The organism is Yaniella halotolerans DSM 15476 (genome assembly GCF_000420805.1).
GTDB lineage: Bacteria > Actinomycetota > Actinomycetes > Actinomycetales > Micrococcaceae > Yaniella > Yaniella halotolerans.
The window spans coordinates 323916-346928 of record NZ_ATVQ01000003.1 but is presented as its reverse complement, the minus strand read 5'-3'; the positions used below and the strand labels follow the sequence as shown (position 1 = coordinate 346928).

Below are 23013 nucleotides of genomic sequence, written 5' to 3'. Positions count from 1 at the left end.
TCCGGGTCGCGTTGTCCACATCATCTCAGTTCTGTGTGGCTTCGGTGTCAGCGAAGAGTTCTGCCACCAGGTGTTGGACTCTGACTTTGATGTCGTCACGAATATCCCGAACGGCCTCGATTCCTTTGCCGGCGGGATCTGCTAAGGCCCAGTCCTCATAGCGTTTACCTGGACACACGGGGCAAACGTCCCCACACCCCATGGTGATCACGACATCGGCTTCTTGTACCGCATCTGTGGTGAGGATGTTCGGCGTCGCTGCCGTGATGTCGATGTTTTCTTCGGCCATGGCTTGTACGGCCACGGCATTGAGCTGATCAGCAGGTTCGGAACCTGCGGACCAAACTTCAATACGACCGCGACCAAATGCTTGCACAAATGCGGCGGCCATCTGGGATCGCCCAGCATTGTGGACGCACACAAAGAGCACGCTGGGTTTGTCATGGACGGTGTTCATGGATGTATGCTCCAGGCTTCTGTGCTGCGGTACGGTTGCCAGGATGGGCTGGCTTCCGCGTGAGTGGGACCGTGGGATCATGAGGAAAGAGCTTGCGGCCCAGCCACACCGCCACATATACCAGGGCCACCAAAACTGGCACTTCGATGAGGGGACCCACCACACCTGCGAGCGCTTGACCGGAAGTCACACCGAACGTTCCGATGGCCACTGCAATGGCCAACTCAAAATTGTTACCGGAAGCGGTGAACGCGACCGACGTCGTTTTTGCATAGTTGAGACCGAGCATTTTGGCTACAAAGAAGCTCACCAGGAACATCAGCACAAAATAGAGCAACAGTGGCACGGCCATGCGGGCAATATCTAACGGCTGGGAGACGATCGCCTCACCTTGGAACGCGAATAGCAGCACGATGGTGAATAATAAACCGTAGAGCGACCAGGGGCCGATCTTGGGCAAAAAGGTATGTTCGTACCAGGTCCGCCCCTTAGCACGTTCTCCGAAAGTCCTGGTCAGAAAACCCGCCAGCAACGGGATGCCGAGGAAGACTAATACAGAGGCAATGATCGCCCATATCGAGAATCGTGCCGACGTCGTTTCTAAGCCAAGCCAGGATGGTAGCGCCTGGAGATAGAACCATCCCAGCGCACCATAGGCCACGACCTGGAAGACGGAGTTGATGGCCACCAGTACAGCGGCAGCTTCTCGATCCCCGCACGCCATGTCATTCCAGATGAAAACCATGGCGATACAACGTGCTAAACCAACAATGATGAGTCCGGTGCGATACTCTGGCAGGTCTGCGAGAAACACCCAGGCCAGTACGAACATAAACAGTGGTCCTAGAACCCAGTTGAGCACCAAGGAGAGGACCAGCAATTTGCGGTCTCCCGTGACCCGGTGAGTTTCGTTATACCTGACCTTCGCTAAGACCGGGTACATCATGACCAACAGGCCAAGAGTGATGGGGACGGAAATGCCGCCAAGAGTCATCGCGTCAAGCGCTGCATTGAGGCCGGGTACGAAACGACCAAGACCGATGCCTAACCCCATGGCCAGCAGGATCCACACCGCCAACCATCGGTCCATCAAAGACATTTCCTGCATCACCGGCGAACGCGTTTTTGCAGGTGAATCTGTGGCAGCGCCCATAATGGTTCCAGATCCTTCATATTGACATCCGTCGATTCGACAGAGTTGAGGCTATCCTGACACATCGATAGATGTCAATGTATGATGAAAGTATGCACACTGCCGCCGAAACATCGAAGACCTCCCCCGCTCTGCAACAGCCGTGCTGCACCATGGCGAATTTTCCAGACACCACGCACCAAGCAGAACTCATCGCAGAAATGTTTAAGGCGCTCGCCGACCCCACCCGCCTGCAGTTGTTATCGCATGTCGCTGCACAAGGCTGCGATAATGTGTGTGCATGCGACCTCACCGAAAAGCTCGGTATCACCCAGCCGACCGTCAGCCACCATATGAGAAAGCTGGTCGACGCAGGTCTGGTGACTCGCGAACAACGTGGCAAGTGGGCGCACTACAGTATCGTTCCCGAAGCTTTCGCTCAGCTACGTGACATCCTAGATCTGTCGTAAACCAGCGGAGGAACAATGCCAGAAACAACAGTGAAGCCCGTCTATCTCGATCACAACGGCACCACCCCGGTTGCCCCAGAGGTCGCTGACGCCATGTGGCCATTCCTGACCGAACATTTCGGCAATCCTTCAAGTGCTACGTCCCAGGGCACCCTGGCTCGGCAAGCAGTCGAACAGGCACGCGAGTCCATTGCCTCACTCATCGACGCCCATCCCGATGAAATCACATTTACATCCGGCGGCACCGAAGCAAATAACCTCGCGATCCGGGGCACCGCACAGTTGATCACCCAACGATCGGCTGTCACCTCGGTAGTTGAACACCCGGCGACGGTCGAGCCGCTCCACCTGCTTGAACAACAGGGATGGGATATTCATCGATTGTCCGTGGATTCAACCGCGCATATTGAACCTTCAGCTGTGCCCAATGGACCACTGGGATTAGGCACGTTGATCCTGGCGCAAAACGAAGTCGGTACTATCCAACCCGTTGCAGAGTTTGCCCAGCGAGTGCATACTGCCGGCGGAGTGGTCCACACCGATGCGGCCCAAGCAGTCGGCAAAATTCCAGTCTCGGTGCAAGAGCTAGCTGTTGATTTGCTGAGCATTGCCGGCCATAAACTGTATGCTCCCAAGGGCATAGGAGCCCTCTACGTCCGACGCGGTACGCTCATTGACCCGGTACTGGTCGGTGCGGGGCAGGAACACGGTCTGCGGCCGGGTACTGAAAACGTCGCCAGTATCGTTGGACTCGGTGCCGCAGCACAGCTGGCAAAAACGCTGTTGAGTAACGAGGCTGCACGTCAGAAGCAACTGACCGAGATGCTGTGGGAACGACTCAAAATCGCCATCCCTGGGTTAGTACGTATTAGCCCGTCACAACATTGCCTACCAAATACGCTGATGGTAGCAATCCCGCACCGTATTGGTGGCGATATTCTCGATACGGTTGACAACGTATCAGCATCAACGGGCAGCGCATGCCACGCTGGTGTCCACACTCCTGCTCAAACGTTGCTGGAGATGGGATTCGAAGCCGATGTCGCGCTCGGGGCGCTACGGCTCTCGATCGGTCGGCAAACCAGCTCAGCAGACATTCACACGACGGTGACCACTTTGCACACTGCGTTACAGAAGCACGAATAGCAACGCATGGACGGTACTACGTTGCAACACTACGCACGCGATCGTGCTGGGGAACTTCCGCACACCACAATGGGATACCCATTCGGTCCCGACCACGAAGTCTATAAAATCCGTGGCAAGGTGTTTATGCTCCTGACTGACGTGACCGGTGAACCAATCGTGACGCTCAAATCCTCACCGGAAGAAGCAACCGCACTCCGTGACGCGTATGAAGAAATCTCGCCGGGATACCATATGAACAAGCGCCACTGGATCACAGTGTCACCCGGAAAGGCTCTCGATAAGGAACTCATCAACGACCTTGTGACAGAGTCGTATTTATTAGTGATCGAGAAGAATCTGCCGCAATATCAACACCCGGTAGATCCACGCACTTTCGGTCAGGAACACTCGCCCTCAGCCTGACGAGGTAGGACGCTGACCATCCGGAGACATCCCCGCAATACTAATGATGTGGCGCAGGCTGGTCAGCAACGAGCCATACACTGGCCAGGCACGCGCCGGAAGATCGTTATGGTGAGAAAACTTCAGAGCAATCTCATCCAGACGGTCAAAGAGTGGTTCCACGCTCGCATCAGTATCCGCGATCGTGTCGCCGGCTTCACGTAAAATTTTGACCCATTCATGCCGGAAACCAGTGTCCCAGCTGCCGTCTTGATAGGTCGCTTCACGTAGCGTGCGCGCAAGGTGGCTCAAATGCGAAACACCCTCGTCCATACGTTGCAATATTTCCTCGTAACTGACCTGATCATGCCGAGTCTCTGGGGCTTGCACCCGAGAATTTTTGAACCATGGACGATACCGACGTGGGTTGCCACGCTCACTTTCGCGAGCAAAACGCACGGTCTGCCAGGCGGAGTCGAGTTCATCGCTCATGGATTCCATTTCCCGCAACCACGCTTCAACCTCATCCGTGTTCCATGAATCGGATAATTCCTCGCTCATGGTGCTCAAAATTTTGCCCATCCGATCACTGGCATGCTCCACGTAGCGTTCGGCCTGCTGATCTCGCAGGGGTGGCACAATCAGGAGGTTGACGACGAGTCCTACGGCCACACCAATTGCAACTTCGACGAACCGGTCGACCATCAAATGTTCTTGGCTCTGATAATCACTGGCCAGCACAAAAATTACCGTGGTCACAATGGCCATGCCTTCGTCACGGATCCAGTTCAATCTTGCGGCAACGAGACCGATCAACAACGCCAGAGCAAAGGTTGCAATGCTGACACCGAGGAAATGGCCAACAACGAAGGAAAGCGTCAGCCCAATTGCAGAAGCCAACGTGGACTGGACCCCGTGCGAAAACGACCGATATACCGTGGCGTGGACGGTCAGCATGGCCGTCCACGGTGCCAAGAACGCGATCTCAGAGCCCCACCACAACGCCACGATCGCCCAGGCAATCGTCACGGCTATCACGGTTTTAGCCACCTGCAACAGGTCCGTGAGAGTCTCTGGCCGCTTCAACCACCTCACCAATCGTTCTCCGATACGTGAAGTTTGAATAGCCACAGGTCCTCCTTTCACATTGGTTCAGCTTCTCCGCCCAGTACATCAACATGTACATGGTCGAGGTGACGCAGAATTTCATTGTCTGGGTCTGACACCTCATAGTCGTGCCATTGTCCACCAAAACTGCGGGCGCTCCAGACGTGATCGTCAAAGATGACGTACTGGATGTCTAATTGCTCGGCGTGGGCCACCAACCAGTGCGCCAAATGCCAACCCTCGCGCCGGTGTTCTTCAGAGACCGGGCGAAAAAAGATATCAATAGCCCGACCGTCGTAGTGCGTCGAACCGTCTTGATGTCCATGATCGACGCCACCTGGTGCAAACCCACCCACGCCGAGGTCACCAAAAACCTCGGTCAGCTGCTCATGAACTTCCTGAGCCCGAGGCGTCAGCCCGGTATCGGTTGGTTCTTGTTGGATAAGATCGTCGGCAGCAGACACCCGACAGCTCAGACTCGGGCCGGCATCATCCTGGGGCCCGTCGGCTAACCGCTGCATCACAGTGTCGTCAATCTCGGAGGTATTCGGTGGGTCCTCGCCCCGGGCCGACAATGCCACAGCCGTCGTGGCCAGTTTGGCCTCATCAAGCGTCAGGCCAACTTCCCCGTCAGCAGTCTCGACGGTGCACTGCGGGCTCCAAGGAGTTCTGCCGCCCCATTCAAGCAGGTCGTTGAAAATGCGCGGCCCAAACACCACCACCGCTGCCACCAAGCCGATCAGACACAGCACCGTTGCGACGGGGGCGAGACAACTTCTCCGCTGTGATTTTCTATCGATAGTTCTAGGCTAGCGGATCTGATCCCGCGTTACTGGGCGTTGTCCGGTTCAACGCGATGGTTTCACCGAAGGCCTCCAGCTTGGCCTCATCAACATCGATCCTTGCGTACTCCTAGGGTGGGGTGCGTTCCGCGGGCGCAGAAATCCACCATTCGGCTCGCAGAGATAGATCTGCCTCAGGGTCTTGTTCTGACTCGCCAACACCAGGAGACTGGACACACGATCGAGTATTTCACGGTTCCTTTTGTCCACTCTACAAAGACGCAAGTTGAGGAGTAGCACAATGGTACAGAGCAAGACCCCGCACAACACTGGATCAACAACGCAGGCCGGAATCCCAGCTGTTAGCGACCGCAACTCGCTGACCGTTGGACCAGATGGTCCGATCGTTCTACACGATCACCACCTGGTCGAAACGCTGCAGCACTTCAACCGCATGAACGTCCCCGAGCGTCGCCCACACGCCAAAGGTTCGGGCGCATTCGGTACCTTCACGGTCACCGAAGACGTTTCCAAATACACCAAGGCGGCCGTTTTTCAGCCGGGCGCCGAAACTGAAATGCTGGCGCGTTTCTCGACGGTCGCCGGCGAACTAGGTTCGCCAGATACCTGGCGCGATCTCCGTGGTTTCGCACTGAAGTTCTACACCTCCGAAGGAAACTTCGATTTGGTTGGTAACCACACCCCGATTTTCTTCGTGCGCGATTCCATGAAGTTCCCACACTTCATTCGCTCCCAAAAGCGGCTGCCAGAAAACGGGTTACGTGACAACACCATGCAGTGGGACTTTTGGACTCAAAACCCTGAATCGGCTCATCAGGTTGCCTATTTGATGGGTCAGCGTGGGCTCCCCAAGACTTGGCGCAACATGAACGGCTACGGTTCCCATACCTACATGTGGGTCAACGAGGCCGGTGAAAAATTCTGGGTCAAATACCACTTCCTCACTAACCAGGGTATGGAGTTCCTTTCCAATGAGGAAGCCGAGCGTTTGGCCGGCGTGGATGCGGACTACCATCGTCGTGATCTCTATGAAGCAATCGAACGCGGCGACAATCCGTCGTGGGATCTGTGGGTCCAGGTCATGCCATACGAAGATGCCAAAACTTACCGCATCAATCCATTCGACCTGACGAAAATCTGGCCCAAGGCTGACTATCCACGTATCAAGGTTGGCACCATGGAGCTCAACCGCAACCCCGCCAACTTCTTCGCAGAGATTGAACAGGCTGCCTTCTCGCCCGGTAACATGGTCCCGGGTGTTGGCATGTCACCAGACAAGATGCTGCTTGGCCGTAACTTCGCCTACGCGGACGCACAGCGCTACCGCATCGGCACCAACTTCCAGCAGCTACCGGTCAACCGCCCGATCAACGAAGTTCACACCTACAACTTCGAAGGCAACATGTGGTTCGAACACACCGACCACCGTCGACCATACGTACCAAACTCGTTTGGTGACTCCTGGTCCGACGAAGAAGGCACCGTGGATGTGTCTTGGGAGAACGACGGCGAACTGGTACGTCAGGCCTATACGCTGCGACAAGGCGACGGCGACTTCAACCAAGCTGGAGTCCTCGTCCGGAAGGTCATGGATGACGCGCAGCGCGACGAACTCGTTGAAACCGTGGCAGGTTCGCTAGAAACTGTGATGGAACCGGTCTTATCAAATGCGTTTCAATACTGGAAGAACATCGACGCGGACATCGGTCAACGAATTGAGCAAGCCGTCCGTTCTGTAACCGCCCAAACGGATCAACAGCCAGGGGGCGATCCCCAGTACTAATGGCGACTGGGCACATGGAGGTTCGGCAGTTGCGTGGGATTATCCGCAGCGTGACCTGATAGGGTGCGCGGCGGCGCCATCGCAGTGGCGTTTGCGAGTTCAATACATCCTGCCGCACCTGCTGCCCGTGCAATATCCGCCGTTGCGGCTTCGGCAGCAGCGCGCGTGCCGATGAGCCATGGCGATCCAATTCGGCCAGGTTGATCAGGGCCGAGCCCGTGTCTGAGCCGTGCTCGAGCTTCTGCTGGCGTTGGACCAGCCATGGACACGCCGCGTCGTGACCACCACGCCGTTCGGATACTCGACGTGAACGGTGCTATTCCAGTTTGTTTGTGGTAGCGACGCAGACCACCGCTGATGGGCACAACACTGCCAACAATCAGCTGTTCATAAGCTATCGCATAGGGTCGTAAAAACGGAGCAAAGCTCCCCAAGAGGATGCCGCGCTGGCATACGACCAGTCGTTCCCCGGCCATCATGATGTAGATAACCAGCCAGAGCAGGAAGAATAAAGCCGTTGGAGCAACTGCCAACAGGAGTGTTTCCCCGGGTGCGAGCCATGTCAGCGCGCTCATGAGAATCCAAGCTCCGATGAAGGCCAGAACCGTTCGAGGTCCAGGTCGATCATGGTGGATAGCTACTATCTCACCAAGATTCGCGCTAGCAGCTGCACGACGATATTTTGCTGGTGTTTCTATCACGAAGTCAGAGACTAGCACAGCAGTCTCAAAACTTCACCGAGGTGCTTACATAGCGGTCGCGTGAGGCCAATTTTCGTTGAGCATGCCTAAAAATTCAGGCTCCGTCACCAAGACGATGTTTTGTCCCTGTTCACGGCGTCGAACGACTTCTTGCATTTTTCGCTGCTGCAAACGTGGATGCTGTTCAAAGTTGGCGAGCTCTTCCGGACGAATTCCGTCACCAACAATCACCATGGTGGTGGTGCCACCGATACGCGACTGTGTTTGCGCACCGTAGGCGGCCGCCTTGTTCTTTGCATCTTGACGGGAAAGTCCGAGCAATCCGGTGAATGCTACGTGATGTCCAAATAACGGATGCTTGCTATCGGCGAACTCATTGGTCGGCGGGTTTGTGCCCTCATTGGGCCAACGAATCAGATCGGGTAAGGCTTCTGCCGCAACCGCGTGATTTGCGGCGTCAAACATGCCGGGCATGGTCAGTGCATGACGTGTCGGACGTGACAGCGTGTCCCCGACGTCGCGCGCTGCCAGCGTTCTGCGCTGCATACCGGAGACTTCCAACGTGGCGTCCAGCGACTCGGCGGCCAGTCGTCGGGCAACATCCACCACGATGGCTGCGGAGGCTTTGGCATCTTCGAGGGCGTTGTGGTGATTTTCCAACACAAATCCGGCTTCAGCTGCAGCGGAAGGCAACGCGTGAGAAGCCAGTTTGTAGTTTTTCCGGGATAACGTCAGCGAGCAGGCGAACTCGAACCGGGGAATCGGCAGCTCGCATACTTCCAGTCCTGATTCGATGACACCAATATCGAAGCCGACGTTATGGGCAACAACAACGTCGTCGTGCACAAACTCATGCAGCGTTGCAAAATGCTCTGCGAACGTGGGCGCGGTGGCGACGTCGTCGGGGGTGATCCCGTGGATCGCCATATTGCGCGGGTCGAAACGATCGTAGCCGACCGGCGGCTGCAATAACGAGTAGTGGGTTTCAGCGATAACGCCGTCGCGGATTTTGACCGCTCCTACCGCGCATGCTGAGCCTCGAAAACCATTGGCCGTTTCAAAATCAAGGGCGGTGAAGTTGATCACTGACCGAGCACACCTGCCAAGTGTAGTGCTAGGGCGCGGAACGCTTGGCCGCGGTGTGAAATTTCGTTTTTGGTTTCCGCATCGAGTTCGGCCACGGTCTTACCGTACTGGGCTAGTTCAACGATCGGGTCATAGCCGAAGCCGTAGTCGCCCCGTGGCTCGAAGGTGAGATCGCCGGCCAGTTTGCCAAATTCCACGTGCGTTTTTTCATCCGGTGTGGCAAAGGCAGCAGCGCATACGAATGCGGCACCGCGGTGTGGGTGGTCGATATCTGCCAGTTGAGCCAGTAACAGTTCCATATTGGCTTGATCATCACCGTGTTTGCCGGCCCAGCGCGCCGAGAAAATCCCGGGCGCTCTGCGCAGGACGTCCACGGTGAGACCCGAATCGTCGGCCACGGCAATCAGACCGGTGGCCTGGGCTGTCAACGTGGCTTTCTTTAGGGCGTTGGCCTCGAAGGTCAGCCCGTCTTCAATCACGTCCGGAGCATTGACCGTGGCAGCGTCGACGATTTGTTCGGGTGCAAGTGAGTCGATGGCCTCGGTCAGAATGGCTCGAAGCTCGGCGAGTTTGCCTGCGTTATGCGATGCTAAAACGACAACTGGTTCCATCAGGCATCCTGTTCCGAGACTGCAGCAAGCGCTTGCTGCTGGATTTGGGTGAGCTGCGCGGTCCCAGCAACGGCCAGGTCCAGCATGGCATCCAGTTGGGCGCGGTTGAAAGGCTGTTCTTCAGCGGTGCCCTGAATTTCAATGAAGTCGCCGTCACCGGTGGTGACCACATTCATGTCGGTTTCGGCACGCACGTCTTCTTCATACGGCAGGTCCAGCACGGCGACGTCGTCGACCATGCCAACGGAGACCGCTGCAACTGAACCGGTCAGGGGTTTGGCTGTTGAACGGATGATGCGCTGCTCGCGTGCCCATTCGATGGCCTGTGCCAGTGCAACCCAGGCTCCGGTGATTGCGGCGGTGCGGGTCCCGCCGTCGGCCTGGATGACGTCACAGTCAACCACAATGGTGTTCTCGCCCAGTGCCTTGGTATCGACCACGGCCCGCAGGCTTCGACCGATAAGCCGTGAGATTTCCTGGGTACGGCCCGAAACTTTGCCGCGCACCGATTCTCGAGCATTGCGATCCGTGGTGGCCCGGGGCAGCATCGCGTACTCTGCGGTGACCCAGCCCCGATTTTTGCCCTTGAGCCAGCGTGGCACCCCTTCGGTAAAGCTGGCGGTGCACAAGACCTTGGTGTCCCCAAACGACACGATGGCTGAGCCTTCAGCGTGGGCGGACCAGCCGGTTTCGATGGTGGCTTCCCTAAGCTGGGATACGGTGCGATCATCGGCACGAGTGGACAAACAAAACTCCTCTATACGGTGTAAGTAACGCCGGAAACGGCTACGGCCAATTGACCGTCAAAAGTGGTGCGGGCTTCCTGCGAGGTCACCAACGGGTCATTCCACACCGGAATGTGGGTCAACAGCAACCGGCCAACATCAGCGGCGGTAGCCATTTCGCCGGCGCGTTTGCCGGTCAGATGCACACCGTCGATGGCGTCATCGCGGCCTTCGTGAAATGCGGCCTCACATAAAAACAGGTGGGCGCCCTGGGCAGCTTCAACCAGCCCGGGCGCGGTATCGGTGTCGCCCGAGTAGGTCAGCACGGAAGTGAGTTCACCGTCTGGTGTTGGCTCGGTGGCCTCGACTCGTAACGCATAGGACTCATCGATCGGATGGCGCACCAAATACGGTGTGACCTTGAAGGGCCCGATCTCCACGGCCTGACGTTCTTGCCAGTCGATAAAGTCAAAGTCTGGGTGCATACCGGGATCCGGGTCCATGCCGTAGGCGATCGCTGTGCGATCCGCGGTACCGGCTGGACCATAAACCGGAATCCGTCCGGCATCCCAACCATAGGGATTCCAACGGACGACGACGTGCAACCCGCACAAGTCCATGAAGTGGTCTGGGTGTAGGTGGGACAACAAGATCGCGTCAATGTCCTCGAGAGCTACATAGCGCTGCAGCGTCCCCAATGCTCCGTTACCAAGGTCCAGCAGAATGCGCCACGTTTTTGGGTTACCGTCTGCATCGACCCCATTAGCCGAGACCAGATAACATGACGCAGGCGATCCCGGACCGGGAAATGAGCCAGACGCGCCAATAATGGTGAGCTGCATGTCCTCGATTCCTTCGACCTAAAATTCCAGAAATTCTAACGGTCTAGTTGCCGTGTGCGTTGATTACCGACAGTGTACCGGTCGGGAACTGTTCGGCGACCGTGCGAATTTGAGTTACGCCACCGACTTCTGGCCCCAAAAAGCGGGTAGCCAGTTGTGCGAAATTCCCCGGATCCCCGGTCGACATGAACTTGTGGCGCGAGGTAGCAGGCGGAATCTCGCCTGCCGCACCTGCCGGATTCTCTAATCCGTGACGCACGAGTTCACGGTACACCGCACGGGCCGTTGACTCTGACGAGGTGACCAAATTCACGTTCTCCCCCATCACGTAGCTGATCACACCGGCCAGCAGCGGGTAGTGCGTGCAGCCAAGGATCAAGGTATCAACATCCGCCTGTTTGAAGGGCGCCAAATACCGTTCTGCCAGGGCAATCAGCTCGGGCCCCGTTGTGATCCCGCGCTCCACGTATTCCACAAACCGCGGTGCGGCCGACGACGTGATGTGCAACTGTGGTGCCGCGGCAAACATATCCTCGTAAGCGCCTGATGAAATGGTGGCTTCGGTGCCGATGACGCCGACCCGCCCATTTTGCGTCGAGGTGACCGCCCGCTGCACAGCCGGCTGAATGACCTCGACCACCGGGATACCATACGCCTTGGTGTAGCGTTCGCGCGCGTCGCGCAGCACCGCCGCGGTGGCGGAGTTACAGGCAATCACCAGCAGCTTGACGCCGGCGTCTACGAGTTCGTCCATGATCGTCAAGGCCAGGCGACGCACTTCGGCAATCGGCTTGGGGCCGTACGGCGTATTCTCGGTATCACCGACATAAACAATGTCCTCGTCAGGCAGCTGGTCGATCACCGCGCGAGCGACCGTCAGGCCGCCAACTCCCGAGTCAAAGATACCGATCGGCGCTGTCGGAGTAGGGGTTATCATCAGAGGTCTCCAATCAACGCCTGCATAAGGGTTTCCTGCAGCCACGATACAAAGTTGTACAACAACGCCATGTAGCGCTCGACATCGGTCGCTTGATCAACCGAATCAATCTCATGAATCCGTTCGGCGTCATCCTCGTGCTCAATTTCAAGCCTGGACGACAACACCAAGCGCACCTGATTCAGGGCCCGACCAAACGCCTCTGCTTCCTTCTGCGACAGCATCAACGACGGCGTCTGCACCAGCGCATAGGCCCGCTGCAGATCCGCAATCTTCTTTTGACGGATATCCTCCTGGGCCAGGTCTCGGAACTGTGCTGAGCCTTCTTCGGCGCCTTCACCGGAACGAGCGTCAGGTAAGAGCCGTTGCACCGCCGGGTCGCTGAGATCCACCTGGACATCGTCGTCGGTCAGTGAACCTACCAGGTCCCAAAATGCTGCGTCCGTTGGCGAATCGTTTTCCGTAGCGGGAGCCTCGGGCAACTGCGCCGCATCCTGCCGGGAACGGAACCGGTCAAAAAATTTCGGCTTATCCTCTTCCAACGGGTCGTCGGCCGGGCTCACCCCATCCAACAATGTGAGGACATCAGAGAATAGCGACCGGAGAATTTGACGCTCGGGTTTCTCCAGATAGGCGGAGTAACCGCGCAGAGTTGATTTGAACGCTAAAGCCATAGGGGATGTGTCGTATCCTTAATCATTCTGTTCGTAGGTTGCCCACAGGCCGAACCCGTGCATCGCAGCCACGTGCCGTTCGGCTTCCTCTTTGGACCCGTTGGCTACCACTGCCTTGCCTTCGTGGTGTACCTGCAACATCAATTTATGCGCAACCGAAGCGGTAAACCCGAAATACGACCGGAACACGTAGGTGACATAGCTCATCAGGTTCACCGGATCATTCCAGACAAGCACCTTCCAAGGGTGGCCGAGATGCGTCGTCTCTTCAACGACAATCTCCGGATCAACATCAACTGCACTCGTAATGGACATGCCCCACATTCTAAGCAAGAACTGAACCCCGTGTGCACCAATCCTGACAGCGTAGGCCAAAATGTGTCACAGACTGTCCCAAAGCGCTAGGGTGGGACCCGTGAGTAACACACCTCGTGGCGTAGGCCCAACCTCGTTTTTTACTGACCACTATGAGTTGACCATGGTCGACGCGGCTCGCAAAGCTGGCACCGCCGACCATAAAGCGGTTTTCGAACTCTTCGCAAGACGCATGCCTGCTGGACGACGATACGGTGTCAGTGCAGGACAGGGTCGCTTTTTGGAAGGGCTTTCAGAGTTTCGCTTCGACGACGAACACCTCGGATTCCTCTCCGACCACAACGTCGTATCCGAAGACACCATTAACTGGTTGGCTCATTACACGTTCAGCGGCGATATTTATGCCTATGCCGAAGGTGAACCGTACTTTCCGAACTCCCCCATCATGCAGGTCGAAGCAACCTTCGCTGAGGCCGTGATCTTGGAAACCTACCTGTTGTCGGTGCACAACTACGACACCGCCGTTGCATCAGCAGGTTCACGCATGACCATGGCCGCCGGGGGTCGCGCCTGCATCGAAATGGGGTCCCGCCGAGCCCACGAGGAAGCCGCCGTCGCTGCCGCACGCGCCGCCGCCATTACCGGATTCACCTCGACATCCAATCTCGCTGCCGGACTCCGCTACGACATTAACACCGCCGGAACCTCCGCGCACTCCTTTACCCTGCTGCACGACGACGAAAAAACCGCGTTCCAAGCACAGGTTGAAACCATGGGGCGCGACACCACCCTGCTCATCGACACATTCGACATTGAAGCCGGCGTCCGAAACGCTGTCGACGTCGCCGGATCCGAACTCGCGTATGTACGCATTGATTCAGGTGACCTGCTCGAAGAGGCGCACAATGTGCGACGGCTGTTGGATGATCTTGGTAACACCAACACTGGTATAGTTGTCACCTCGGATTTGGACGAGTACGCTATTGCAGCCCTACGATCTGCACCGGTCGATGCGTACGGTGTGGGGACCCAGCTGGTTACCGGCTCGGGTGCACCCACGGCGTCGCTGGTTTATAAGCTAACCACCCGGCAGGATCACAATGGCAAGTGGATAGACGTACAAAAACAAGCCGAAGGCAAGACCAGCCGCGGCGGACGAAAATTCGCCGCACGCCGTATGGATAACGGGGTTGCCACCGCCGAAGTGGTCATCGCAGGCCAGGAACCGCAGTGGGATGCCAACCATCGACCACTCCAGGTAAAAGTGGTCGACGGCGGAGAAGTGCAAACTCAATACACCGGTTCAACTGCCGTACAACGGGCCGCAGCACACCATAAACAAACGGTCTCCGAGCTCCCGCGAGTTGCTCGCCGACTACAAGATGGAGAACCCGCCATTCCTACGGTATTTGAGCTACACTAAGCTGTCCGGTCACCCATACCGAAAACTACATTTCAACACCAAAGGATTAGACACCATGCACGCGCTGATCATCGTGGATATCCAACAGGACTTTTGCGAAGGCGGAACGCTAGCCGTTAACGACGGAGCGCAGACTGCTGCATTGATCACCGAATACATGAACCAGTGTGGTCAGAAATTCGATGTCATTGCCACCACTCGCGACTGGCATATTGATCCAGGTCCGCATTTCTCGGACGAACCAGACTTTGAAAACACGTGGCCGGTCCACTGTGTCGCAGGCACTCCAGGTGCTGAGCTCCATGAGAATTTGGACACCGAGTTTATCGACGCGGAGTTCTTGAAGGGCCAGTACAACGATGGCTATTCGGGCTTCGACGGAATTCTCGGCGAACCAGATCTCATTCGCAACCAAGACGGCATGGCTGGCCCATACGGCGCCACCGCTGCCGCAGCCGCCGCCACCGATTCAAGTTCCATCACCATGGACGAGTGGCTGCGAGAGCACGACGTCGAGCGAGTCACCATAGTCGGCATTGCTACTGACCACTGTGTCCGTGCAACCGCGATGGACGCATCCGATGCCGGCTACGAAGTCCGCGTCATCACCAACCTCACCGCCGGTGTGTCGGATAAAAACATCGATGACGCCACCGATGAGATGGAAGATTGCGGCGTCATGCTCTCTGAATGGCCTGGAGCCAAGACCTTCATCGGCTAAATCTTAAACACTCAAGACAAAGTGCAGGTGGAATACTCTTCCACCTGCACTTTTTTGTGTGCCCACTATGAGGCGGTCGCGCTACGCTCGGCAGTAGATCTTGAATGCAGGGCTCATTATCGACGCACCGCTCGGCCATCGCCTACTGTGCTAGATCGCTACCCAGCCAGAATTGAACTGTGCCCAAATACAGCAATGCTGCCTCACCTGCAACCGTGTCTTTTAGTGGTGTGGAGAACTTTGGCCGGTTTGGCGAGTTATCCACAAAACACGCAACACACCAACACCAAATCTTGACCTCATGATAATGGCACTACATATGCAATAGAGCATTACATAAACATATGAAAAGATGCGCGAAAGCCTTGTGAAAGTCAGGCGAGGTCGGTAGAATAGTGGTACACAAACGCTCCCATTTCTTCTCCTATGCATTGCCACGTATTTGTTTCTCTGAGGTTCCTGTTGTTCTGAGTCCATGATTGTTTGGTTGAAGGAGGCCACTATGGAGCTCCCATCGTTGTTGCCCAATATTGGGATTCCAGTGCCCACAGACCTGCTGAACATGGACAAACTGGCAGACGCCTCGCTGGGTGAGCTCGTCCACGCTGGCACACAACTGCTCAATGTCATCGTGGCCACCATGCAGGACCCCACGACCTACACCACGATCCCCACATTTAGCACCGAGCCTGGCGGCGACTGGAATGGCTTCCGCCCCCGGGCCACACCCGCTGCCACCACCTCAGACTCGACCGATGTGCCGGCAGAACACGACGAGCAAACTCGTGGTGCAACCGCACCGGTGGCCCCCGACAATTACTACGACACCTTGCAAGCACTGGGTTTGATGTTTGGCCGAATGGAACACCTCACCGAAGCCGCCAACACGTTATATGCCAGTTACGTCACCGCCTCGATGAGCGAGCAACAACGCTACTTCGGTACTCCCTACGATGCCTCAGCCTTCCGCGACGATCGGCACTACCTGTGCCAAACCCGCCACTGGTCCGCGGCCAAAACCAAAAAACATTTGCAGCGTGGCCCGCTGGTTACGCACCGGCCTGGTGGCGACCCTGAGGTGTTGTCCTCGCATCCCACCTATCCGGTAATAGCCGAGTCCTTTGTCAACGGGCGCCTCAGCGCTGAAAACCTGGACCGGCTCCTGGCCATGCACACCGAACTCCACGACTACGCCGGTGCCTGCGACGTCCCACCCGGACTCGTCGACCAAATCATGGCTGCCTTTGAACCCGTGCTGGCAGAAGCCGGTGAGCATGTCACACCAGAAGAACTCTCAGCAGCTAAAAAAGGGTGGATGGACCAGATCGCCCACGAACTCAACGCGGATGGGCCCTCACCGTCTCAAGCCTTACGCAAACCACCGGATAATGCGATCAAGACCAAAAGCTTCCCCGAAGGCGGCGGCCGCATCTGGCTCAACGCCACCCCAGACGTGTACAACCAGTTCAAAAACTTCGTCCTGCACATGCTCAAAGCCGATGGCACCCCACCCGATATCCCATTCGATGTTCGCAACCTGATCCACCCGGCCGGTACTACTGGCGCCAACACCGCGACCACCGGTCAGGAAAACGGCGAGAACACCAGTCATCCAGCCGGCAACGACAACACCGGGCAACAACACCGTACCGATGCTGGTGATCAGACCTCCGGTCACGGCCCAACCACCTCAGAGGAAGCCTTCCCGAACTGTGATGATGTCCCGTTCGGAGAGGTCCCTGATAATATTGACGACCTCCCCCTTGACGACACCGGCCAGACGGTGGGTGAGGACGCCCAGGGCAACACCTACACCACCGATAACCTCAACGCGATTGATCCGATGAGCTCAGGCCAGCAGATCGCTGCCCTGCTGATCGGGATGTTTCGCATCGTGTTACGGATGCATCCCACAGAGCTGGGGATCAAGCAAAGCCACGGCGCCTCAGCACAACTGGTCATCACCCAAGACCTCCAAACCGCCTACCACACCCTGGGCGTCCCACCGTTACCACCAGATCTCAGACGCCCAGCCGGTCCTGCCGGGCTGATCCCGCCCACGATCCGACACCCCAACCCCGATGCATCGGAGCAGGCTGCCCACCATCACGGACCCCTGGATCCAGGAGACGCTTGTCCATGCAGGCTCCATGATCCTGGTGCACCAGCCATCGAAGGCCGGTACACGCGGTTCATCAACCAATTCCCCTGGACCCCCTACCGATCCGAAGCACTCAACCATGGGTCGATGCATCCGGCTGATGCTGAAATCCTGTCCTGTGATAGTGAACTGGTCGCCCAACTCTGGGACGGCCCCGATACCGTGTTACAGCAAAAACGCACCAAACGGTTGTTTACTACCGCGCAACGCAGGGCGATCTTAGCTAGAGATCGTGGCTGCCAAGCACCAGGGTGTACCACCCCGGCCGTGTTCTGCGATATCCACCACATCAAAGACTGGCTGGCCGGTGGCAACACCAGCGTCAACAACGCCATCACCCTCTGCAGCCACCACCACGCCGCCGTCCACATTGGTAAATGGCGCATCCGCAAACACAACGGCCACACCTGGTTCCAACCCGCCATCTGGTTAGACCCCTACCAACCACTGCTCCGCAACCTCCACTGGAACACCTAAACCAAACCCCGACGACAGAATCTCAATCGCCGGGGTCGGTTTAGGTGCCAATGGCTTCGCATAAGAGGTAGCGCCAATCAGGTACATCCTCTTGTTTTCAGCAGGCGCCGCCATCTACAGTGTCGGCACATATGTAGACTATTCGTATGGGAACCGAGCCAAGGAAACGCACACCTCGTACTGCAGCCTGGTTAATCACTGTTGCCATGGCCTTGACGATTACCTCTCAAGTAATTTCGTTAAGCACCCAAACAAGTGTCTCTTCAACGACATCCTGGATAATTATCATCCTGAGCGCTCTCATTCTCGCATACGCACTCTACTTGCTCATCAAGAAAGACCCGACCGTTCGTAATCAGCAGTAGCGCCAGGTGGAGCAAGTGCTCCCCGGCCGCCACCCGCCTGTTTATTTGCGGCCGACGAACCAGCCTTGCAGTGTTTTGAGGCGCACTTCGATCTGTTCCTTCGTCGCTTGCGCTACTGAGGGACCACCAGAGACTTCACGCAACCTATTATGGATTACTCCGTGTGGGGTCCCAGAACGAACTGACCATGCAGCAACCGATGAAGAAAGCTTCTTGCGCAGCTCCTTCATCTGGCGGTGGTCAACAACGTTAGAGTCTTCTTTCGGTGCAGATCGCGGCTGACGTTTTAGTTGATCCGACTGACGCTGCTTCAACAGAGTAGAAACCTGATCAGCATCGAGTAACCCTGGAATACCGAGGAAATCGAGCTCTTCAGCTGAGCCGATTGCTCCCCCAGTCCCGAACTCGCCGCCGTCGTACAGAACCTTGTCAAAAGACGCTTGTGATTCCAACGCCTGGAATTTAGCACCCGTGAGCTCAGAAGAAGCAGACTCTTCCTGATTGGCCTCACGCAGGAGATCTTCTTCGGGAGCATCCTCGAGGTCCTCAACCGATACACCGTTATCAATCTCTAGCGCGTGATCACGTTCCTCTTCCATCTCGTTGGCCAAATCCGTCAGCTTAGGGACAGACGGCAGAAAAACGGAAGCCGTTTCGCCACGTTTACGAGAACGCACAAAACGTCCAACGGCCTGCGCGAAGAACATTGGTGTCGACGTCGACGTTGCGTAAACACCAACACATAGACGAGGTACGTCAACACCCTCCGAAACCATGCGAACAGCGACCATCCAGCGCTGGTCGCCCTCAGAAAATGCCTCAATTTTCGATGACGCCGTGGGGTCGTCAGAGAGCACGGTCGTCACCTTTTCTCCCGAGAGTTTCTCCAGGATGTCAGCGTAAGCACGAGCGTCTTCATGGTCGGTTGCAATAACCAATCCACCGGCATCCGGCACGTTGCGACGAACTTCAGTCAGACGATGATCGGCGGCCTTAAGCACCGAGGGAATCCATTCACCTTTAGGATTCAGTGCTGTGCGCCAAGCACTAGCGGTCATATCCTTGGTAGCCGCCTCACCGAGTTGGGCTTCCATGACCTCGCCGGAAGACGTTTGCCAACGCATGTGTCCTGAATACGCCATGAAAATCACTGGGCGGACCACATAGTCACGCAGCGCAGGTCCGTAACCGTATGTGTAGTCAGCACGCGAACGCAGCACACCGGTGCCATCATCTTCATAGTCAACGAATGGGATCTGGGCATCGTCAGACCGGAACGGAGTACCGGTTAGCGACAGCCGACGTTCCGCCGGTTCGAAGGCCTCGCGAATCGCTTCACCCCAAGACAGGGCGTCACCGCCGTGGTGGATTTCGTCAAGAATCACCAGCGTTTTGCCGGCTTCTGTGCGGTTGCGGTGCAAAATGGGTTTTGACGCGACCTGTGCATAAGTTAGAGCGACACCCATATATTCGGAACCATGGCGACCGTCAGCGTTCTTAAAGTTCGGGTCGATGGCCAGACCAATACGGGCTGCCGAATCAGCCCACTGGCTTTTGAGGTGTTCGGTTGGTGCCACAACGGTGACGCGCGAGATCGCCCCGGATTCATACAGCATCTTGGCCACGCGTAACGCGAAGGTCGTTTTACCAGCGCCGGGGGTCGCGACAGTCATGAAGTCTCTGCGAGGCTTCGCAAAGTAGAGCTCAAGGGCTTCTTGCTGCCATTGGCGAAGCTTCTGGGCAGTCCCCCATGCGGCCCGTTCAGGTAGAGCCGGTGGGAGATCTTCTCCGATCTGAAACAGCGCATCACTCATGCGTGATTACACAGCCTCCTTCATGACCAAGTATTTTAGACAAACAAATGTTGACCACCGAGATCAGTGGCCAACATTTATTTAAAGAATCACTTATTTTTTGCGACCGAAACCGAAGAAGCCGCCGCCTTTACCAGAGTCTCCGGAATCATCATTTGATTCTAACCCGTCCCAAATTTCTTGGCAGCTGGGGCACATCGGAAAGCGCTCTGGATCGCGCGATGGAATCCAAACTTTTCCGCACAGCGCAACGACCGGGGTGCCGTTGATGATCGCTTCGGTGAGTTTGTCTTTCGGCACGAAGTGTTTAAACCGTTCGTGGTCTCCGGGTTCAGTCGACTGACGCTGTTCTTCGCGGTCAAGGACACCGGTGGAGCCTCCATTAGTGTCCTCATGCGGATCGTAATCGGTGGACGAGGCGTGCACAAAGTTCATCGGATTCATGCCTCCAGTATAGTCGGATGCGCGAACTTGTCAGGTTCACGACGAGCTGTCAGCTTAGTATAACGCCGAGACCTTCACAATTGCCTGATAGGTTTCTGGCAATGCCCGGTCGTACCATTTGCCACCGATTTTTACACCCGCCCACAACAGCCCGGCACCGTAGAGGACACCGACCATCAGAGTCACAATCCCCCACACGGGGCTGCCCGTGATCAGCGCGATGACGGCCGGAACGATCACCGGCAGGGCTGCGATCATCTGCGCGAGCATACCCAGCGTTTGAACGATCATGGTCCGTCCCATACCGCCTTCGGGCTGGGCCATCGGGCTAGCACCTGGCGGTGGCGCAGGATAAATGTAGCGGGCTGAAGAAACCGATGAAACCGCCAAACCGGTGAGGAGTACACCAATTCCAAGACCCAGCCAGGTCGGCAGCTCGTCCAGCGTATTTGTACCGTAGAGCATCCCGACGATCAGCACCAGGAGCACAGGGAGCCCCCAGGTGAGCAACGCAAAGACGCGACCCAGACGATCATCAATTCCGCGTACCCCGGTGGTCACGTGTAACGAAAATCCAGTGGAATCGTAGGAAAGGTCTGCCGAGATCGAAAAGCCAAGCAAGTAAGCAACAGCTATCGGAATAATCTTGGCGATGAAACTCATTTCGTCGTTATCCATGACGACGAGCTGCACGATACCGATTCCAATGAGTACAACAATAATCAGCAATGAGGCACTGTAGCGGGGGTCCTTGATCCAAAACATCAATGAACGCGCCCAGATAGCCTTCATCGGCGTATCCGCGCGGCCAATCAAACCAGTACCCGTAACTTCACGCTGGCGTTCCTTGACAGTGCCGGCTGCTTCAGTCGTCCGGTTGACTATCGCGTTATAGGCCACCAGCAGCGCAATAACATAGGCCAGCATCACCACCAGGTGCACCGCAGCCATACCCCATTGCCCCTGGGCCACCATGACCGGTAATGCGAGAAACCCTGCGGGAGTGTAGGCAACCCAGGCCGCGATGTCGGGCAGTATTCCCCAAAATTCTTGGATGGTTTCGATGGCTCCGAAGAAGATGAATCCAGAGAGCATCAGTGGAACCAGCAACACGATTTGGATGGTGTCGCGGACGGCGCGGCGGGATACAACATTCGTCAACAAGCCAACGATCACTTGCATTAACAAAACACAGATGACCGTGCCCAATACGGCAGCAATGATCCCGGCGAGAATTGCCGCGGGGTTCCACCCCCATAATACGGCGCCCGTCAGCAGCAGGGTGAAGGTACCAATACCGGTGGGAGCGATGAGCCCACCGATGACGACGCCTGGTACCAGTTGTTTATTTGGAATACCGAAGGTCAGAAAGTTCTTGGCATCGGTGAATGGACTCGTGGAGGAAAACACGATGGGTCCGACAACCCAGCCGATGACAAACACGGCGCCGAGCAGGACGAACGGTGCTCCGCGCTGGGCATAAGAAATGTTCTCGGGTGAGAGCATCACGATCCCAATGGCCGCAAAGTACGCCATAGCGATCAGATACAGATACCCCAACGTCGAGAAGATTGCACCGATTATCGCACCGGTGGAACGTCGAAAACCATTCCACATGAGGCGATAGCGCAGCCGTATTAGGTGTGAAACCATGACAGGCCCTCCCCGCTCTCGTCGCTGGATACCATGCCTACGAAGCGATCTTCTAGAGATTGGGCACCGGTGACATCGGCCATGGGGCCTGAGGCGAGTACTTCACCTTTATCAATCACCGCCACGTGGTCACACATGCGCTCCACCAGGTCCATCACGTGGGAGGAAATCATAACTGTTCCGCCCGATTGGACGTAGTCATTGAGGATGTTGCGAATTCGTGCTGAGGATACTGGATCAACGGCTTCAAAGGGCTCGTCCAGGATCAGCACTTTGGGTGAATGAATCATGGCCGCCGCGAGGCTGACTTTCTTCGTCATACCCGCCGAATAGTCCGCGACCATCTTATTCGCGGACTCTTCGAGGTCCATAACTCGCATCAAGTCTGGAACACGTTCGGCGACGACGTCGGCGTCCATGCCCCGCAACAGCCCCGAGTAGGTGACCAGCTGGGCACCAGTGAGTCGTGGAAACGCGACCGCGCCGTCCACGAGGACTCCCAGAATGCCTTTGGCTTCAATTGGAGTTTCCCACATGTTCAGTCCGTGGACCCACACCTGCCCGTGATCAGGGCGCAGCAGCCCGGTCATCATGGACATAGCTGTGGTTTTACCGGCACCGTTAGGACCGACGACGCCGTAAAATGAGCCGGCCGGGATGGTGAGGTTGATGCCATTGACGGCAACTTTCTCACCGAATTGTTTACCCAGGGATCGAATGACCACTGCATGGTCGGGATCTGGCAGAGACGCGTTATCTAACATAGTGACCAGTGTAAAAAA

At 56.6% G+C, this 23013-nt stretch carries 23 protein-coding genes; 7 read left to right on the top strand and 16 right to left on the bottom strand.

What is annotated here, in order from left to right:
* Window positions 1-25 precede the first annotated feature (25 nt).
* On the bottom strand, window positions 26-457 hold the full coding sequence (locus G583_RS0111465) for an arsenate reductase ArsC (RefSeq protein ID WP_022871324.1): 432 nt from the start codon (window positions 455-457) through the stop codon (window positions 26-28).
* On the bottom strand, window positions 441-1610 hold the full coding sequence (gene arsB / locus G583_RS15800; protein ID WP_022871323.1) for an ACR3 family arsenite efflux transporter: 1170 nt from the start codon (window positions 1608-1610) through the stop codon (window positions 441-443). Before arsB ends, G583_RS0111465 begins: the two co-directional genes overlap by 17 nt.
* Window positions 1611-1762: 152 nt before the next feature.
* Here arsB and G583_RS0111455 point away from each other — a divergent pair, with 152 nt between their 5' ends.
* Genes G583_RS0111455 through G583_RS0111445 form a run of 3 tightly spaced genes read left to right on the top strand, consistent with a single transcriptional unit; the run spans window position 1763 to window position 3610 of the window.
* Complete coding sequence (locus G583_RS0111455) at window positions 1763-2059, top strand: ArsR/SmtB family transcription factor (protein ID WP_245540627.1); 297 nt, start codon at window positions 1763-1765, stop codon at window positions 2057-2059.
* Window positions 2060-2074: 15 nt separating this feature from the next.
* Window positions 2075-3205 (top strand): cysteine desulfurase family protein, encoded by a 1131-nt coding sequence (locus tag G583_RS0111450; protein ID WP_022871321.1) that lies wholly within the window; start codon window positions 2075-2077, stop codon window positions 3203-3205.
* Between the two features lie 6 nt (window positions 3206-3211).
* Window positions 3212-3610 (top strand): MmcQ/YjbR family DNA-binding protein, encoded by a 399-nt coding sequence (locus G583_RS0111445; protein ID WP_022871320.1) that lies wholly within the window; start codon window positions 3212-3214, stop codon window positions 3608-3610.
* Here the strand turns inward: G583_RS0111445 and G583_RS15795 are convergent.
* Window positions 3602-4720, bottom strand: coding sequence for an FUSC family protein (locus tag G583_RS15795; RefSeq protein ID WP_022871319.1), 1119 nt, complete (start codon window positions 4718-4720; stop codon window positions 3602-3604). The two genes, G583_RS0111445 and G583_RS15795, sit on opposite strands and share 9 nt — an antisense overlap.
* A gap of 11 nt (window positions 4721-4731) precedes the next feature.
* Window positions 4732-5448: a hypothetical protein gene (locus tag G583_RS15790; RefSeq protein ID WP_022871318.1), complete on the bottom strand. Its 717-nt coding sequence runs from the start codon at window positions 5446-5448 to the stop codon at window positions 4732-4734.
* Window positions 5449-5779: 331 nt separating this feature from the next.
* Between G583_RS15790 and G583_RS0111430 the strand changes: the two genes are divergently transcribed.
* Window positions 5780-7282, top strand: a complete 1503-nt coding sequence (locus G583_RS0111430) for a catalase (protein WP_022871317.1) — start codon at window positions 5780-5782, stop codon at window positions 7280-7282.
* On the opposite strand, the gene G583_RS0111425 is transcribed toward G583_RS0111430, so the two are convergent.
* From G583_RS0111425 to clpS, 8 genes are read right to left on the bottom strand one after another with little or no spacing between them, the layout of a single operon-like run.
* On the bottom strand, window positions 7279-7983 hold the full coding sequence (locus G583_RS0111425; protein ID WP_156832106.1) for a hypothetical protein: 705 nt from the start codon (window positions 7981-7983) through the stop codon (window positions 7279-7281). The genes G583_RS0111430 and G583_RS0111425 overlap by 4 nt on opposite strands.
* A 45-nt stretch (window positions 7984-8028) precedes the next feature.
* A complete protein-coding gene (locus G583_RS0111420) occupies window positions 8029-9069 on the bottom strand; it encodes an exonuclease domain-containing protein (RefSeq protein WP_022871315.1) in 1041 nt (346 codons plus the stop codon).
* Window positions 9066-9680 (bottom strand): RdgB/HAM1 family non-canonical purine NTP pyrophosphatase, encoded by a 615-nt coding sequence (gene rdgB, locus G583_RS0111415; RefSeq protein ID WP_022871314.1) that lies wholly within the window; start codon window positions 9678-9680, stop codon window positions 9066-9068. The genes G583_RS0111420 and rdgB overlap by 4 nt, the downstream gene beginning before the upstream one ends.
* The gene (rph, locus tag G583_RS0111410; protein ID WP_022871313.1) at window positions 9680-10426 is read right to left on the bottom strand and encodes a ribonuclease PH; all 747 of its coding nucleotides are present in this window, start codon (window positions 10424-10426) and stop codon (window positions 9680-9682) included. The genes rdgB and rph overlap by 1 nt, the downstream gene beginning before the upstream one ends.
* An 11-nt stretch (window positions 10427-10437) precedes the next feature.
* On the bottom strand, window positions 10438-11247 hold the full coding sequence (locus G583_RS0111405) for an MBL fold metallo-hydrolase (RefSeq protein ID WP_022871312.1): 810 nt from the start codon (window positions 11245-11247) through the stop codon (window positions 10438-10440).
* 43 nt (window positions 11248-11290) lie between these two features.
* Window positions 11291-12184: a glutamate racemase gene (murI, locus tag G583_RS0111400; RefSeq protein WP_022871311.1), complete on the bottom strand. Its 894-nt coding sequence runs from the start codon at window positions 12182-12184 to the stop codon at window positions 11291-11293.
* Window positions 12184-12858, bottom strand: coding sequence for a DUF2017 family protein (locus tag G583_RS0111395; protein ID WP_022871310.1), 675 nt, complete (start codon window positions 12856-12858; stop codon window positions 12184-12186). The genes murI and G583_RS0111395 overlap by 1 nt, the downstream gene beginning before the upstream one ends.
* Before the next feature lie 18 nt (window positions 12859-12876).
* On the bottom strand, window positions 12877-13173 hold the full coding sequence (clpS, locus tag G583_RS0111390; RefSeq protein WP_022871309.1) for an ATP-dependent Clp protease adapter ClpS: 297 nt from the start codon (window positions 13171-13173) through the stop codon (window positions 12877-12879).
* 73 nt (window positions 13174-13246) lie between these two features.
* Here clpS and G583_RS0111385 point away from each other — a divergent pair, with 73 nt between their 5' ends.
* The 3 genes from G583_RS0111385 to G583_RS0111375 all read left to right on the top strand — a co-directional run bounded on the left by G583_RS0111385 (window position 13247) and on the right by G583_RS0111375 (window position 17955).
* Window positions 13247-14596, top strand: coding sequence for a nicotinate phosphoribosyltransferase (locus G583_RS0111385; RefSeq protein WP_040895757.1), 1350 nt, complete (start codon window positions 13247-13249; stop codon window positions 14594-14596).
* Window positions 14597-14651: 55 nt separating this feature from the next.
* Window positions 14652-15317 (top strand): isochorismatase family protein, encoded by a 666-nt coding sequence (locus tag G583_RS0111380; RefSeq protein WP_022871307.1) that lies wholly within the window; start codon window positions 14652-14654, stop codon window positions 15315-15317.
* 502 nt (window positions 15318-15819) lie between these two features.
* A complete protein-coding gene (locus G583_RS0111375) occupies window positions 15820-17955 on the top strand; it encodes an HNH endonuclease signature motif containing protein (RefSeq protein WP_022871306.1) in 2136 nt (711 codons plus the stop codon).
* Window positions 17956-18361: 406 nt separating this feature from the next.
* Here the strand turns inward: G583_RS0111375 and G583_RS0111370 are convergent, their stop codons facing one another.
* From G583_RS0111370 to G583_RS0111355, 4 genes are all read right to left on the bottom strand, one after another.
* Window positions 18362-20134 (bottom strand): DEAD/DEAH box helicase, encoded by a 1773-nt coding sequence (locus G583_RS0111370; protein WP_022871305.1) that lies wholly within the window; start codon window positions 20132-20134, stop codon window positions 18362-18364.
* Between the two features lie 93 nt (window positions 20135-20227).
* On the bottom strand, window positions 20228-20578 hold the full coding sequence (locus G583_RS0111365; protein WP_022871304.1) for a DUF3039 domain-containing protein: 351 nt from the start codon (window positions 20576-20578) through the stop codon (window positions 20228-20230).
* 54 nt (window positions 20579-20632) lie between these two features.
* Window positions 20633-22231, bottom strand: a complete 1599-nt coding sequence (locus G583_RS0111360) for a hypothetical protein (RefSeq protein WP_022871303.1) — start codon at window positions 22229-22231, stop codon at window positions 20633-20635.
* Complete coding sequence (locus G583_RS0111355) at window positions 22216-22995, bottom strand: ABC transporter ATP-binding protein (RefSeq protein ID WP_022871302.1); 780 nt, start codon at window positions 22993-22995, stop codon at window positions 22216-22218. The genes G583_RS0111360 and G583_RS0111355 overlap by 16 nt, the downstream gene beginning before the upstream one ends.
* Window positions 22996-23013 lie beyond the last annotated feature (18 nt).

Coding starts and splice junctions, on each gene's coding strand:
- G583_RS0111395 (WP_022871310.1), bottom strand. CDS start 12,858: ATGGCTTTAGCGTTCAAATCAACTCTGCGCGGTTACTCCGCCTATCTG.
- clpS (WP_022871309.1), bottom strand. CDS start 13,173: ATGTCCATTACGAGTGCAGTTGATGTTGATCCGGAGATTGTCGTTGAA.
- G583_RS0111450 (WP_022871321.1), top strand. CDS start 2,075: ATGCCAGAAACAACAGTGAAGCCCGTCTATCTCGATCACAACGGCACC.
- rdgB (WP_022871314.1), bottom strand. CDS start 9,680: ATGGAACCAGTTGTCGTTTTAGCATCGCATAACGCAGGCAAACTCGCC.
- G583_RS0111360 (WP_022871303.1), bottom strand. CDS start 22,231: ATGGTTTCACACCTAATACGGCTGCGCTATCGCCTCATGTGGAATGGT.
- G583_RS0111355 (WP_022871302.1), bottom strand. CDS start 22,995: ATGTTAGATAACGCGTCTCTGCCAGATCCCGACCATGCAGTGGTCATT.
- G583_RS0111370 (WP_022871305.1), bottom strand. CDS start 20,134: ATGAGTGATGCGCTGTTTCAGATCGGAGAAGATCTCCCACCGGCTCTA.
- G583_RS0111365 (WP_022871304.1), bottom strand. CDS start 20,578: ATGAATCCGATGAACTTTGTGCACGCCTCGTCCACCGATTACGATCCG.
- G583_RS0111455 (WP_245540627.1), top strand. CDS start 1,763: ATGGCGAATTTTCCAGACACCACGCACCAAGCAGAACTCATCGCAGAA.
- G583_RS0111375 (WP_022871306.1), top strand. CDS start 15,820: ATGGAGCTCCCATCGTTGTTGCCCAATATTGGGATTCCAGTGCCCACA.
- G583_RS0111380 (WP_022871307.1), top strand. CDS start 14,652: ATGCACGCGCTGATCATCGTGGATATCCAACAGGACTTTTGCGAAGGC.
- G583_RS0111405 (WP_022871312.1), bottom strand. CDS start 11,247: ATGCAGCTCACCATTATTGGCGCGTCTGGCTCATTTCCCGGTCCGGGA.
- G583_RS0111430 (WP_022871317.1), top strand. CDS start 5,780: ATGGTACAGAGCAAGACCCCGCACAACACTGGATCAACAACGCAGGCC.
- murI (WP_022871311.1), bottom strand. CDS start 12,184: ATGATAACCCCTACTCCGACAGCGCCGATCGGTATCTTTGACTCGGGA.
- arsB (WP_022871323.1), bottom strand. CDS start 1,610: ATGGGCGCTGCCACAGATTCACCTGCAAAAACGCGTTCGCCGGTGATG.
- G583_RS0111445 (WP_022871320.1), top strand. CDS start 3,212: ATGGACGGTACTACGTTGCAACACTACGCACGCGATCGTGCTGGGGAA.
- G583_RS0111465 (WP_022871324.1), bottom strand. CDS start 457: ATGAACACCGTCCATGACAAACCCAGCGTGCTCTTTGTGTGCGTCCAC.